Genomic DNA, 13919 nt, shown 5'->3' on the forward strand with positions numbered 1-13919 from the left:
GGATCCCGTTTCGTCTGCCAAACGTCGTCGTTTGTGGGCGAGCGATCACCGCTGCAACATAAAAACAAAGCCAGGGCGTAACTTAATGAGCGTAAGCAATCCAACACTGATCACGTTCGTGATCTACATCGCAGCAATGGTGCTGATCGGCTTCATGGCCTATCGCTCCACCAACAACCTCTCCGACTACATTCTTGGTGGCCGCAGCCTGGGCAGCGTCGTCACGGCTCTGTCTGCCGGTGCTTCCGACATGAGCGGCTGGTTGTTGATGGGCCTGCCAGGTGCCATCTACATGTCCGGCCTGTCCGAAAGCTGGATCGCCATCGGTCTGATCGTCGGTGCCTACTTGAACTGGCTGTTCGTCGCCGGCCGTCTGCGTGTGCAGACCGAGCATAACGGCGATGCGCTGACCCTGCCGGACTACTTCTCCAGCCGTTTCGAAGACAAAAGCGGCCTGCTGCGCATCATCTCGGCGGTGGTGATTCTGGTGTTCTTCACCATTTACTGCGCTTCCGGCATCGTGGCCGGCGCCCGTCTGTTCGAAAGCACCTTCGGCATGTCCTACGAGACGGCGCTGTGGGCCGGTGCTGCGGCGACAATTGCCTACACCTTCGTCGGCGGTTTCCTCGCGGTGAGCTGGACTGACACCGTGCAAGCCACGCTGATGATCTTCGCCCTGCTGCTGACGCCGATCATCGTGCTGCTGGCCACCGGCGGCGTCGATACCACGTTCCTCGCCATCGAAGCTCAGGACCCGAGCAACTTCGACATGCTCAAGGGCACCACCTTCATCGGCATCATCTCGCTGATGGGCTGGGGTCTGGGTTACTTCGGTCAACCGCACATCCTCGCGCGCTTCATGGCTGCTGACTCGGTGAAGTCGATTGCCAACGCCCGTCGCATCTCCATGACCTGGATGATCCTGTGCCTGGGCGGCACCGTCGCCGTGGGTTTCTTCGGCATCGCCTACTTCTCGGCGCACCCGGAAGTCGCCGGCCCAGTCACCGAGAACCATGAGCGGGTGTTCATCGAACTGGCGAAAATCCTCTTCAATCCTTGGGTGGCCGGTGTCCTGCTGTCGGCGATTCTCGCCGCGGTCATGAGCACCCTGAGCTGCCAGCTGCTGGTGTGCTCGAGCGCCCTGACTGAAGACTTCTACAAAACCTTCCTGCGCAAATCCGCTTCCCAGGTGGAACTGGTGTGGGTCGGTCGCGCGATGGTGTTGCTGGTGGCGCTGATCGCTATCGCCATGGCCGCCAACCCGGAAAACCGCGTACTGGGCCTGGTGTCCTACGCCTGGGCCGGTTTCGGTGCAGCGTTCGGTCCTGTGGTGCTGATCTCGGTGATCTGGAAAGACATGACCCGCAACGGCGCACTGGCCGGGATCCTGGTCGGCGCCATCACCGTGGTGGTGTGGAAGCATTTCGAGGTGATGGGTCTGTACGAAATCATCCCGGGCTTCATCTTCGCCAGCCTGGCGATCTACATCGTCAGCAAGCTCGGCGCACCGACTGCTGGCATGGTGCAGCGCTTCCAGGCAGCGGAAAAAGATTTCCATCTGAACAAGTGATGCACTGAGCTGCGGCTCACAGAAAAACGGCCCGTTTCCTACAAGGAGGCGGGCCGTTTTTTTGTGCCTGTGATTTCTCGAGTCCTGTGGAGATCCAATGTGGGAGCGGTGGTGAGTTTGAGAGGGTTGTCTGTAGTCGCATGCGCCGATTTTCGAAGGCTTTTTCGCCAAAAAAAGTAGGGCAAATCTGATTTTCCCGTCACCCAACCAACACCCCTTGCCCCTCATGCAGAATCGCCCGCCCTCATTCTGCAGAGAGACATCGGATGTTCGCGCCTGCCAATCAACCGCGTTTCACGTTGACCCTCGAAGGCGCCCAAATTGATCTCAAAGTCCTTGAGTTCACGGGCAAGGAAGCCATCAGCCAACCCTTTCGTTTCGAGCTGGAACTGGTCAGTGAACGGCCTGATCTGGATCTGGAAAGCCTGCTGCATTGTCAGGCGTTTCTTAGCTTCGATGCAGATGGCGGCGGCATTCACGGTCAGATTTATCAGGTCGGGCAGGGCGATTCCGGGAAACGTCTGACGCGCTATCACCTCAGTCTTGTCCCGCGTCTGACCTACCTCGCGCATCGAATCAATCAGCGGATCTTTCAGCATCTGACGGTGCCGCAAATCGTCGCGCAGGTGCTCAAGGATCATTCGATTCTGCGCGATGCTTTTGAATTTCGCCTGGGCAGCGAGTACCCGGAGCGCGAGTACTGCGTGCAATACGCCGAAAGTGACCTCGCGTTTATCCAGCGCCTGTGCGCCGAAGTCGGCATTCATTACCACTTTCAGCACAGTCCGGAAGGTCACCTATTGGTTTTCGGTGATGATCAGACGGTGTTCCCGAAACTGGCTCAACCGACGCTTTATCTGCCCGGCAGCGGCATGGCCGGTGGCGCGCGGGCGATCAATCGTTTCAATGTTCGCGTGGAAACCCGTACCAGCGTAGTGACCCGGCGCGATTACAACTTCATCAAGCCGCGCCTGCAGCTGCAAAGTCGGGCCGACGGTGAGCAGCGCCCGGTGCTTGAGGATTATCACTTCCCCGGCCAATTCAACGATCGTGAAACCGGCAGGCACCTGGCCCAAAGAGCGCTTGAGCGACATGTCGCCGATTACCGTCAGGCCGAGGGCGTCAGCGACGTATCCGCACTGGTTTGCGGGCATTTCCTGCCACTGATCGACCATCCGCGTAGCGACTGGAACAACCTGTGGCTGCTGACCTCGGTCGAACACCACGGCCGACAGCCGCAAGTGCTGGAGGAATCGGTCACCAGTGATGGTGAAGGCTTCCAGGGTTACCGTAATACCTTTCTCGCCACGCCGTGGGACATATTCTTCCGCCCGGCCCTCGGCCCGGAAAAACCACGGATGCTCGGCTATCAACCTGCCGTCGTCACCGGGCCGCAAGACACGGAAATCCACTGCGACGAATATGGCCGGGTCAAGGTGCAACTGGCCTGGGACCGTGACGGCGAACTCAACGAGCATTCCAGCTGCTGGCTGCGTGTCGCCACCGGTTGGGCGCATGACCATTACGGCAGTGTGTTGATCCCGCGGGTCGGCATGGAGGTGCTGGTCGGTTTCATCGACGCCGATGCCGACAAACCGCTGGTGATGGGCTGCCTGCCCAATGCATCGACCCCGGTGCCGCTGGACCTGCCGGCGGACAAGACCCGCAGCATCTGGCGCAGCCAGAGCAGCCCCGGTGGCGGCGGTTACAACGAACTGCGCATCGAGGACAAGAAAGGCGCCGAGGAAATCTACCTGCGTGCCCAACGCAACTGGACCCAGCATGTGCTGCACGACCAACAACTGCAGGTCGACAACCAGCGCAGCGTCGTCGTCACGGGCCTGGCGAAACATGAGTTGAAGGCTGACGAACAGCGCATCACCCACGGCCAGCGCCAGACCGAAGTGAAGCAGGACGATCACCTGACGGTTGCGGGTGACCGGCATATTCGGGTGAGCAGTCAGGCGACCAGCGCCAGCGCGCAAATTCACCTCAGTGCCGGCCAGCAAGTGGTGATCGACGGCGGCGCGAGCGCGACCATTCAGGCCGGCGGGCAGTGGATCAACATCGGCCCCGGCGGGATCTTCAGCAGCGTACCCATCCAGGTCGGTGGCGCGCCGATGGCTGCGATGAGCGCGGCACCGAGTGTGCCGGGACTGCCGGCGAAATTTGCAGCGGCACCGGCGGCCATGCTCACCGCCGCACAAATCATGAGCTTCAAAGGTGATGCGCCATTCTGCGAAGAGTGTGAGAGTTGCAAGGACGGTGTCTGTGCGGCCTGAGTGCCTGACGCCTTCAGCGTGGCTGGCGCGTGAGCCGCTGAAACCTGCGGAGCAACTGTTCGCGATTTTCAGTAATGCCAGCGACGCCAGGCCTCCGTTGGTTGCACCGAGCCCGATCTGGGCGGACACGATCTACGCCGAGTGGGACGCGGTGATGCCCTTCGTGGGAATTGTCGCGGCGGGCAGTGAGCTTCTCGATTGGGTGGCCTCTACCGAGTCTCGCGACTGGGGTTGGCTGGCAGTGTCTTCCGCGAGCCTTGAAGTGCTGGTCGAGCACTTTCGCAGCCTGACTCAAGTGCTGATGCCGGACGGCACAGCGGTGTTTTTCCGGTTTTGGGATGGACGGTTTTTGTTGCCGATCCTGCAGTCCGACGAAGTGCAATCTGCGCAGTTGATACCGGTGATCTCGCGCAGCTTGATCAATGGACAGGCCGTGGATATCGGGGGCAGGGCGCAGGTTTCGGGGCGGGTGTTTCCCTGGTGGAAGGTGCCTGATTCGGTACTGGCTTCAGCAGGGAATGCAGTCCGGATCAGCAATGCGCTGCAGTGGCTAAGCGAGGAGCATCCGGCGCTGTATGAGGCGTTTCCGGAGGCTGTGTTGCGCTGCAAGGTTCGGCAGTTTTTTCAGGTTTCAGCGTCGGAAGAATCGTCGCAATCGGCGTTATTGGCGTATTTGCAGGACGAAGCAGAGTGAAATTTCCGGGCGAAGGCTTCGGACGTTTCCTGCGAGTTGCGGCGGATTTCATGAACTGGTGGGCGGTGGATTGCGGGGATAGTCTTTTCGTTGTCACTGCGAGAGTGGTGGCAGGGTGTAGGAACCCGAACTTCAAATGTGCATCAGTACCGTTGATTGGTTGCGACACTTGACTAGTGTCCACAACGCCTTTCATGGCGGCTGTGTGCGGGACACGTTTCGACGTGGCTGATTTGAAGTTCCTCAGTTCCTACTCCCGCGCATGGCTGCCACCCAAACCCGTAGGAAGGTCGATGGCAGTCTCAATTTAGAACTTCGAGAATGCTCAAATATGACGATGCTTAAACCCGACCCACCCTACGAGAAAATCATCCCCCATCCCGACAACCGCTTCATGGCCCTGACCGGCAATTGCAGCGACATGCCCACCCTGTTCATCGACACCCAAGTCCCCCTCGACATCCTCATGGACGCCGCCAACCACCGCATCCGCGCCGTGATTCAGGTGCTGGAAAACATGTGCATGCGCGGCTCGGTCGAATGCGACTCGATCATCCTCAGCGACTTCGCCATGCTCTGCGCCATTCCGCTGCGTGACGGCTGTGATGTGCTGGATGTGATTGGCAAACGCCTCGGCAACCTGTCCCTTTAAGCCTGAGAGCGTTTTTGTGGCGAGGGAGCTTGCTCCCGCTCGGCTGCGTAGCAGCCGCAACCCGGTTGTCGCGGTGTCAGACGGAATGGGGATTGAGGTCTTGGGGCCGCTGCGCAGCCCATCGGGGATGAATCCCCTCGCCACAAGGGCAAGAGCGGAAGATCGCAGCCTTCGGCAGATTCTACAGGGTGTACGCCAATCCCGTGCAGGAGTTGCCGAAGGCTGCGATCTTTGCTGTTGGAGTCCGCTCGGCCGCCAACCCCTGACTTGCCGCCCGGTAAAAGGTAAACTTCACGGCCCTCGCAGGAGCAGCCATGAATTATCGTCACGCCTTCCATGCCGGCAATCACGCCGATGTGTTCAAACACCTGACCTTGACCCGCCTCATCGCCCTGATGTCGCGCAAGGAGCAGCCGTTTGCCTATCTCGACACGCACGCCGGTATCGGTCTGTATGACCTGCAGGGCGATCAGGCGAACCGTACCGGCGAGTACCTGGAAGGCATCGCGCGGTTGTGGGATCAGCCGGATCTTCCGGTGCTGACCGCCGACTACATAAAGGTGCTGCACGAGATGAACCCGGATGGCCAGTTGCGCTACTACCCGGGTTCGCCGGAGCTGGCGCGGCGTCTGACCCGGCTGCAGGATCGGGTGATGCTCAACGAGAAGCACCCGGAAGACGGCGTGCAGCTCAAAGAGAACATGGCCGGTGACCGTCGGGTGAAAGTGCATCTGGGCGAGGGCTGGCATGTGGCGCGGGCGATGTTGCCGGTGCAGGAGAAACGCGCGGTGATGTTGATTGATCCGCCGTTCGAACAGCTCGACGAGATGCAAAAGTGTGCGGCGTCGCTGAAAGAAGCGATTGGCCGGATGCGCCAAACCGTGGCGGCGATCTGGTATCCGGTGAAGGATCAGCGTGCGTTGCGCCGTTTCTATCAGGATCTGGCCGGTACCGGCGCGCCGAAGTTGCTGCGCGTGGAGTTGCTGGTGCATCCGCTGGATACGCCGAACAGCCTGAACGGCTCGGGGATGGCGATTGCCAATCCGCCGTGGGGGCTGGAAGAGGAATTGCGTGAGCTGCTGCCGTGGCTGTCGAAGAAGCTTGGGCAGACCCAGGGTGGCTGGCAGATGGATTGGTTGATCGCCGAGAGCTGATCAACGGCAAGATCAAAAGATCGCAGCCTGCGGCAGCTCCTACAGGGTTTAGTGTCGTCCACCAATGTGCGGACGATCACTGATCTTCTGTAGGAGCTGCCGAAGGCTGCGATCTTTTGCTTTTAAGGTTCAGTTACCCGCCAGGCTCGGTGGCATGCACACGCCGGTGCCGCCGATCCCGCAATAACCTTCAGGGTTCTTCGCCAGGTATTGCTGGTGATACGCCTCAGCGAAGTACACGGTCGGCGCCTGCTCAATTTCGGTGCTGATTTCACCCAGACCCGCCTTCGACAGTTCAGCCTGATACAGCGCTTTGCTCTTCAGCGCAGCGGCCAGTTGTTCAGGCGTGGTCGCGTAGATCACCGAACGGTACTGGGTGCCGATGTCGTTGCCCTGACGCATGCCCTGCGTCGGGTTGTGCAGCTCCCAGAACATCGCCAGCAGCTCTTCGTAGCTGACCTTGGCCTTGTCATATACCACCAGCACCACTTCGGCGTGGCCGGTCAGGCCCGAGCAGACTTCTTCGTAGGTCGGGTTCGGCGTGTAGCCGCCGGCGTAGCCGACCACGGTGCTGACCACGCCTTCGCGCTGCCAGAAGCGGCGCTCCGCCCCCCAGAAGCAACCCAGGCCGAAAATCGCAAAGTCGACGTCCTGAAAGAACGGGCCGAGCAGTGGGGTTTCTTCGAAGACGAAGTGCTTTTCAGGCAGGGTCATCGCGGTTTCGCGGCCGGGCAGAGCTTGGTCTTTGGTCGGTAGCACGTTTTTGTTCACCAGAATTTCCGAGCGCAGAACCATGATCGTTCCTCTCAGTCAGGATGGGATGTAAAAAGTCAGACTGCCAGTGTGCCGAATGATGCCCGTTTAATCACTACCCAATGTAGGAGCTGCCGAAGGCTGCGATCTTTTGATCTTGTCTTTAAAAAACAGGATCAAAAGATCGCAGCCTTCGGCAGCTCCTACATGAAAGGGCGGCGAGGGCTAGAGGCACAGCGGGCCGCGCGGGTAGCGCTTGAGCGCCTGGATCAGCTCGGCGCCGGGGATCGGCCGGTCGAACAGGTAGCCCTGGCCGACGTCGCAGCGGTGGCGACGCAGGAACGCCAGTTGCTCGGCGGTCTCGATGCCTTCGGCCACGACTTTGAGTTTCAGGTTGTGGGCCATGGCGATCACCGCGGAGGTGATTTCCATGTCGTCCTGATTGTCGGGAATTTCGTGGATGAAGCTGCGATCGATCTTGATGATGTCGATCGGAAATTTTTTCAGGTAGCTGAGCGACGAATAGCCGGTGCCGAAGTCGTCCATGGCCAGAGTCAGGCCCAGGCGCTTGAGCTGGTCGAGCTGCAGGTGCGTGTCTTCGGTGGCTTCCAGCAGCAGGCCTTCGGTCAGCTCCAGTTCGAGCAGATTGGCCGGCAGCGCTTCTTCCTTGAGGATGTTGGCGATGGACGCGACCAGATCCGGGTCGGAGAACTGCTTGGGCGAGAGGTTGATCGCCACTTGCAGATTGCCCAGACCGGCGGCGGTCAGGGCCTTGCTCATGCGGCAGGCCTGACGCGCAATCCACTTGCCGATCGGGATGATCAGACCGGTCTCTTCGGCGACGCTGATGAACTGGTCCGGCCGGATCATGCCGCGTTCCGGGTGGTTCCAGCGCAGCAGCGCTTCCATGCCCAGCAGGCGACCGCTGCGCAGGCACAGCTTGGGCTGGTAGAACACGTCCAGCTCGTTCTGGGTCAGGGCGCGGCGCAGGTTGTTCTCGACGAACAGCTTGTAGCTGGCCTCGGCGTTGAGTGCTTCGGTGAACACCTGGACCTGATGTTTGCCGTTGGCCTTGGCCTTGTGCAGCGCCAGACCGGCGTTGCGCATCAGGGTCTGCGGATCGCGACCATGCAGCGGCGCACAGGCCAGGCCCACGGAGCCGGTGACGCTGATCAACTGGTTGTCGACGAACATCGGCTTGTCGAGGGTCGCCAGCAATTGGTTGGCGATCTGCTGGCCGGTGGCGAGGTCAGTATCGTCGAGCAGTACCGCAAATTCGTTACTGGCGAAGCGCGCGAGGCTGCCGCTCGGACTCAGGCTGTTGCGCAAGCGGCGGGCGAGGCTGATCAGCAACTTGTCGCCGGTCTGGTGACCGAGGCTGTCGTTGATCCGCTTGAAGTTGTCGATGTCCACCAGCAGCAGGCTGATCGGGGTATCGCTATCGCGGGCGAAGCGTTCATCCAGATTGCGGATAAACGCCGGGCGGTTGCCGAGGTTGGTCAGGTTGTCGGTGTACGCCAGACGCTCGATGCGCTGCTGCGCCAGTTTGGTCTGGGTGATGTCTTCGTAGATGCCGATGTAGTGCGTCAGCTCGCGGTTGTCGCCATACACTTTGGAGATCGACAACTGGCCCCAGTACGGTTCGAGGTTCTTGCGCCGGCTCTTGAATTCGCCCTGCCAGCTGTTGCTCTTGGCCAGCGCCGACGGCGCGTCGAACAGCAGTTCGCTGAGGTTCTCCAGAGCCGGTAGTTCCGATAGACGTTGGCCGTGGACTTCCTCGGTGGAGTACTGGGTAATCGCGGTGAAGCTCGGGTTGACGTACTCGACCACGCCGTCGCAATTGACCAGCAGAAAGGCGTTGGCACTTTGCTCGACCGCACGCTGGAACAGGTGCAGGGCGCTGGTGGCGGTGCGGCGGTTGTGGTTGTTGATGACCTGGGCGAACTGGTCGGCCAGCTCACCGGCAAAGGCGATTTCGTCGGACTGCCAGGCGCGGGTGACGCCGGTCTGCTCCAGGCAGAGCACGCCGACCACCTGGCCGTCGACCCGGATGCTGGCGTCGAGCATCGCGTTGACGTCGCGCGGACGCAGGGCTTCGGCCATCTCGCGGGTTCGCGGGTCGCGCATCGCATTATGCGCGTCGATGGCGCGGCTGCCGTGCAGCGCCTCCATGTAGTCGGGGAAGCCGCTGATGTCGATCACCTCCGGCAGGATGTATTCCTGCGTCGCGCGGTGATACGCGGAAATCGGTACCAGCAGATTGCCTTCGAGGTTCCACAGGCTGGCGCAGTCGATTTCATAGATATCGCAGGCGCAACGAGTGATCAGTTCAGCAGCTTCTTGCAACGAGTTGTGGCTGCTGTAGCGCTGGCGGGCGAGTAGCAGAATCAGATCCTGCTGGGCGCGCACCCGATCAAGGTGCTGCAGTTGTTCCTGCTGGGCACGCTGGTTGAGTTCGAGGGCGATCTGCAGGCGCGAGTTCTGGGTTTCGAGGTCGACGGACGGCAGCGTCGGCGCTTCGTCGAACACATCATCGACCGCCAGCAGGTAACCGCGCAGCAAGTGTCGATTATGCTGTTTATAGGCTTCGCCCAGTTCGAGGATGCTCAGAACGCCGGCGGCGGTGTGCAGGGTGTAGCGCACCAGATAATGCGGACTGTCGCGCAGTTGCTGCTGAATGGTGTCGTGCAGTTGATAGCGCGCTTCGGGCTCCATCAGGCTGGCGTAGGGCGAGCCGACCAGTGCACAGAGCTCGACGGCCGGCTGGCCGAACTGGCGTTCGCAATTGGGATCGAGAAACAGCATCGCCCAGCTGGCTTCATTCAAGCGCTCGAAACGCAGCATGCCGAGCCGCGAGGGCACAGGCAACTGCGTCACTACCTCGGCCGCCATACGGCTGGCGGCATCGGGTTGGCTCTTCATGAAGGAACTCGCTTGGAAATATGCTGAACGCGCCGGGCTCTCGCCCTCTTTACTGTTGCCTGCGGCAAGGTTGCATCATTGCGGCACCGACTGACAAGAGAGATGAAGGCCAAGTGCTATAAGAATGTGTCGGCCGCTCGGGACATTTCTCCAGTGGGTGGTTGAAAAGAGCAAAAGATCGCAGCCTGCGGCAGCTCCTGCAGGGAATCCATACCGATGTAGGAGCTGCCGAAGGCTGCGATCTTTTAAGAATTCAACGCAATTTCAGGCCAATCGACTGCAGACGTTTACCATCACGATCATGGTAATTGATCAAAATCTGATCAGTCTCGACCACCACATGGGCGAAGTTGTCCTCACTGACCACCGCGCTGGTCAATTCATGCCAATAATCGCCCGCGGCCGTGCGCGCCAGCGGCTGATCGAGGATGAATGTCGACGCCTTGGCGTAGGGCAACAGCTTGCTGTTGCACAGCGGCGAGGAAACGATGGTGTGGACTTCGAAATCCGGGTCTTCACTATGCATCAGGCGCGAGGTCAGCGAGCCATGCACATCGCCCGAGACAAACACGACATTCTTGATGCGCCGGGTGCGGATGGTTTCCAGCAGGCGCAGACGCTGCTCCGGGAAGGCTTTCCAGGCGTCGTCGCCAAGCAGTTTGCGATCCGGATAGAACATGACGCTGGTCACGACGAATTTCACCCGCGCCGGGCTGTTGATCAACCATTCGAGCAGTGCCTGTTCCTGCGCCTCATCGAGTATGCGGCGATCGTCAGCTGACAGGTTGCGGCGGGTGCGGGTGTCGGTCACGAACCATTCGATATCGCCGTCACTGAATTGATACCAGTAGTGCTCGAGTTTTGCCCGATTCACCTTTTCGTTAGTTGTAAGTTCATGCGCCGGGCTATGGCTGACTTGATAGATTTCATAGGCGGCCATGGCGTTGCGATATAACGCTTGATCTGACTTGCTGGCGTTCGCCGGCCAGTTATCTTCGATTTCGTGGTCATCCAGGATCATGTAAGTCGCTGTGCCGGACATCAGGCGCTGAATGTTCGGCTGAGAGAATGCCGTACGGTACTTGCCGAGAATTTCCTTATATTCACGATCAGGTGCGAACACATTAAGGTCGTCGACATAAATCTGATCACCCGTCATCAAGGTGGCACTGATCGGCGGTTGCGCGCCTTCGATCAACTGGTTGATGGAGGCAAAGATCCGGTCACCCAGTCGGGGCAGTACCGGCACGCCGGCGGTCATTCTCAAGTAGCGGCAGGAGCCGACGATATAGGCTTTTGGCTGCAGGGCCTGGCTGGAACGGGTGCGCAGTCGATAGATTTCCCGTGGCCACTGCAGCGGCAGTTCGGCGACGCTGTCCACGGTATGTACCGGATTCATCGGGCTGAACCAGCCGGTCTGGTATTCATATTCGGTGTCACTGCTCAAGTTGTTGAGGGTAAACACTTCGGTCATATCGTGCAGCGCACTGGGTTCGGCGAAAGTGCCGGCTGACCATTGTTGTGTTCCCGCCATGCGATAACGAATGGCGGCAAATACCGGTGCTTTGCCTTGGTTGTCTGCGCGCATGAATATGCGCGCGTGACAAGTTGTAGTGTGGCCGATAATCGGGCCAATAGTTGGCTTGAACATATTCGAGTCCGTTCGAGTAAGTTTCGTTTTATATAAATAACGCAGGAAGATCGCTATTTAAGCTGAGGGCAGAGATTAGTTGTCTGTAGAGGAAAAATATCGAGACGAATTCGACTGCGTTTGTAGTTCAAGTAAACCGAACTTGTAGGAAGAGGCGTTGCACTTTTTTCAGGCAAAAAAAGCCCCGTCAAACTGACGGGGTTGAGGTACGAGCGTGTGGCGCCCGAAAACGTGGAACGCAATCGGCCCTCCGTTGCCGGAGGGCCGAACGCTTTACAGCAGGATGGTGCGGATGTCGCCCAGCAGGCTGCCCAGACGCTGGGTGAAGCGTGCAGCAGCAGCGCCGTTGATCACGCGGTGATCGTAGGACAGCGACAGTGGCAGCATCAGTTTCGGCTGGAAGGCTTTGCCGTCCCAGACTGGCTGGATGGTTGCCTTGGAAACACCGAGGATCGCCACTTCCGGCGCGTTGACGATCGGCGTGAAGCCGGTGCCGCCAATGTGGCCAAGACTGGAAATGGTGAAGCAGGCGCCTTGCATCTCGTCCGAAGAGAGCTTCTTGGTGCGGGCCTTTTCAGCCAGCGAAGCCGCTTCTGCAGCCAGTTGCAGCAGGCTCTTCTGGTCGACGTTCTTGATGACCGGTACCAGCAGGCCATCCGGGGTGTCGACCGCGAAACCGATGTTGACGTACTTCTTGCGAATGATCGCCTTGCCGCTTGGCGCCAGCGAACTGTTGAAGTCCGGCAGTTCCTTGAGCAGGTGCGCACAGGTCTTGAGCAGCAGTGGCAGGATGGTCAGCTTGACGCCGGCCTTCTCCGCAACGGCTTTTTGCGCAACACGGAAGGCTTCCAGCTCGGTGATGTCCGCCGAGTCGAATTGCGTCACGTGCGGCACGTTCAGCCAGCTGCGGTGCAGGTTGGCAGCGCCGACCTGCATCAGGCGGGTCATCGGCACTTCTTCGATTTCACCGAAGCGGCTGAAGTCCACGACCGGGATCGGCGGGATGCCCGCGCCGCCGGTTGCGCCGCCAGCGGCCGGTGCTTCCTTGGCCTTCTGCATCATCGCCTTGACGTAAACCTGCACGTCTTCCTTGAGGATGCGACCGTGCGGACCGCTGGCGCCAACAGCGCTCAGCTCGACGCCGAACTCGCGGGCCAGTTGACGCACGGCCGGGCCGGCGTGAACTTTGGCACCAGGCTTGGCCGGAGCAGCAACCGGAGCGGCAGCAGCAGGTGCAGCGGCAGCCGGAGCAGCAGCGGCCGGTGCCGGAGCACTTGGCGCAGCGGCAGCTGGAGCCGGGGCAGCAGCAGGGGCTGCGCCTTTGACTTTCAGCTTGAGGATCAGGTCGCCGGTACCGACTTCGTCGTCCAGCTTGATGGAAATGCTTTCCACCACGCCAGCGGCAGGCGATGGAATTTCCATGCTCGCCTTGTCGGATTCGAGGGTGATCAGCGACTGGTCGGCTTCAACGCTGTCGCCAGCCTTGACCAACACTTCGATGATCTTGGCCTTGCCGGCCGAACCGATGTCCGGAACGTGGATGTCCTGAACGCTGTCGGCAACCGGTGCGGCTGGAGCGGCGGCGGTCGCCGGCGCAGCAGCAGCGGCTGGCGCAGCAGCCTGAACCGGAGCGGCCGCAGCAGGGGCCGCAGCACCCGCCACTTCCAGATCCAGAATCAGGTCGCCAGTGCCGACTTCGTCGTTGAGCTTGACGCTGATGGCCTTGACCACGCCCGCGGCAGGCGACGGGATTTCCATGCTGGCCTTGTCGGATTCCAGGGTGATCAAAGATTGATCAGCCTCGACGGTGTCGCCGACCTTGACCTGGATCTCGATGATCTGGGCCTTGCCCGAGGAACCGATGTCCGGCACGTGCACTTGCTGCACCGAAGCGGCAGCAGGGGCAGCGGCTGGCGCGGCTGCAGCAGGCGCGGCAGCCGGTTTGGCTTCAGCTTTTGCAGCCGGTGCAGCAGCAGGCGCTGGGGCCGCTTCAGCGGCGCCCTCGACTTCCAGCTCAAGCAGTTCGTCGCCTTCTTTCAGGCGGTCGCCCAGCTTGACTTTCAGGCTCTTGATGACGCCGGCTTTCGGGGCCGGCACTTCCATGCTGGCCTTGTCCGATTCCAGGGTCAGGATGCTCTGGTCGGCTTCGATACGGTCGCCGACCTTCACAAACAGTTCAATTACTTCACCTTCACCGCTGCCGATGTCAGGTACGCGAATGAGTTCGCTCACAAAATGTCT

9 protein-coding genes are annotated in these 13919 nt (G+C 60.2%); 5 read left to right on the forward strand and 4 right to left on the reverse strand.

Going from position 1 to position 13919, the window contains the following annotated elements:
• The first annotated feature begins 85 nt into the window (after positions 1 to 85).
• From putP to LOY52_RS02295, 5 genes are all read left to right on the forward strand, one after another.
• Entirely contained in the window at positions 86 to 1570 is a 1485-nt protein-coding gene (putP, locus tag LOY52_RS02275; protein WP_258678044.1) for a sodium/proline symporter PutP, read from the forward strand.
• Positions 1571 to 1836: 266 nt separating this feature from the next.
• On the forward strand, positions 1837 to 3852 hold the full coding sequence (locus LOY52_RS02280) for a type VI secretion system tip protein VgrG (RefSeq protein WP_258678046.1): 2016 nt from the start codon (positions 1837 to 1839) through the stop codon (positions 3850 to 3852).
• Complete coding sequence (locus LOY52_RS02285; protein WP_258679821.1) at positions 3842 to 4546, forward strand: DUF4123 domain-containing protein; 705 nt, start codon at positions 3842 to 3844, stop codon at positions 4544 to 4546. The genes LOY52_RS02280 and LOY52_RS02285 overlap by 11 nt, the downstream gene beginning before the upstream one ends.
• 331 nt (positions 4547 to 4877) lie before the next feature.
• Positions 4878 to 5198, forward strand: a complete 321-nt coding sequence (locus LOY52_RS02290; protein ID WP_097087106.1) for a hypothetical protein — start codon at positions 4878 to 4880, stop codon at positions 5196 to 5198.
• Positions 5199 to 5512: 314 nt separating this feature from the next.
• A complete protein-coding gene (locus LOY52_RS02295) occupies positions 5513 to 6352 on the forward strand; it encodes a 23S rRNA (adenine(2030)-N(6))-methyltransferase RlmJ (protein ID WP_258678047.1) in 840 nt (279 codons plus the stop codon).
• A 129-nt stretch (positions 6353 to 6481) separates the two neighbouring features.
• On the opposite strand, the gene msrA is transcribed toward LOY52_RS02295, so the two are convergent.
• The 4 genes from msrA to aceF all read right to left on the reverse strand — a co-directional run bounded on the left by msrA (position 6482) and on the right by aceF (position 13910).
• Positions 6482 to 7147: a peptide-methionine (S)-S-oxide reductase MsrA gene (msrA, locus tag LOY52_RS02300; RefSeq protein ID WP_258678048.1), complete on the reverse strand. Its 666-nt coding sequence runs from the start codon at positions 7145 to 7147 to the stop codon at positions 6482 to 6484.
• A 183-nt stretch (positions 7148 to 7330) separates the two neighbouring features.
• Positions 7331 to 10027, reverse strand: coding sequence for a bifunctional diguanylate cyclase/phosphodiesterase (locus LOY52_RS02305; RefSeq protein WP_047600764.1), 2697 nt, complete (start codon positions 10025 to 10027; stop codon positions 7331 to 7333).
• Positions 10028 to 10280: 253 nt separating this feature from the next.
• Complete coding sequence (locus LOY52_RS02310) at positions 10281 to 11678, reverse strand: alkaline phosphatase D family protein (RefSeq protein ID WP_258678049.1); 1398 nt, start codon at positions 11676 to 11678, stop codon at positions 10281 to 10283.
• A 273-nt stretch (positions 11679 to 11951) separates the two neighbouring features.
• Positions 11952 to 13910 carry a dihydrolipoyllysine-residue acetyltransferase gene (aceF, locus tag LOY52_RS02315; protein WP_258678050.1) on the reverse strand — a complete coding sequence of 653 codons (1959 nt, stop codon included), beginning with the start codon at positions 13908 to 13910 and terminating at the stop codon, positions 11952 to 11954.
• Positions 13911 to 13919 lie beyond the last annotated feature (9 nt).

This window comes from Pseudomonas sp. B21-051 (assembly GCF_024748795.1).
GTDB lineage: Bacteria > Pseudomonadota > Gammaproteobacteria > Pseudomonadales > Pseudomonadaceae > Aquipseudomonas > Aquipseudomonas putida_A.

Bases quoted from the DNA above. Each gene is read 5' to 3' on its own strand.
- putP (WP_258678044.1), top strand. From the start codon at position 86: ATGAGCGTAAGCAATCCAACACTGATCACGTTCGTGATCTACATCGCA.
- LOY52_RS02280 (WP_258678046.1), top strand. From the start codon at position 1,837: ATGTTCGCGCCTGCCAATCAACCGCGTTTCACGTTGACCCTCGAAGGC.
- LOY52_RS02290 (WP_097087106.1), top strand. From the start codon at position 4,878: ATGACGATGCTTAAACCCGACCCACCCTACGAGAAAATCATCCCCCAT.
- LOY52_RS02295 (WP_258678047.1), top strand. From the start codon at position 5,513: ATGAATTATCGTCACGCCTTCCATGCCGGCAATCACGCCGATGTGTTC.
- msrA (WP_258678048.1), bottom strand. From the start codon at position 7,147: ATGGTTCTGCGCTCGGAAATTCTGGTGAACAAAAACGTGCTACCGACC.
- LOY52_RS02305 (WP_047600764.1), bottom strand. From the start codon at position 10,027: ATGAAGAGCCAACCCGATGCCGCCAGCCGTATGGCGGCCGAGGTAGTG.
- LOY52_RS02310 (WP_258678049.1), bottom strand. From the start codon at position 11,678: ATGTTCAAGCCAACTATTGGCCCGATTATCGGCCACACTACAACTTGT.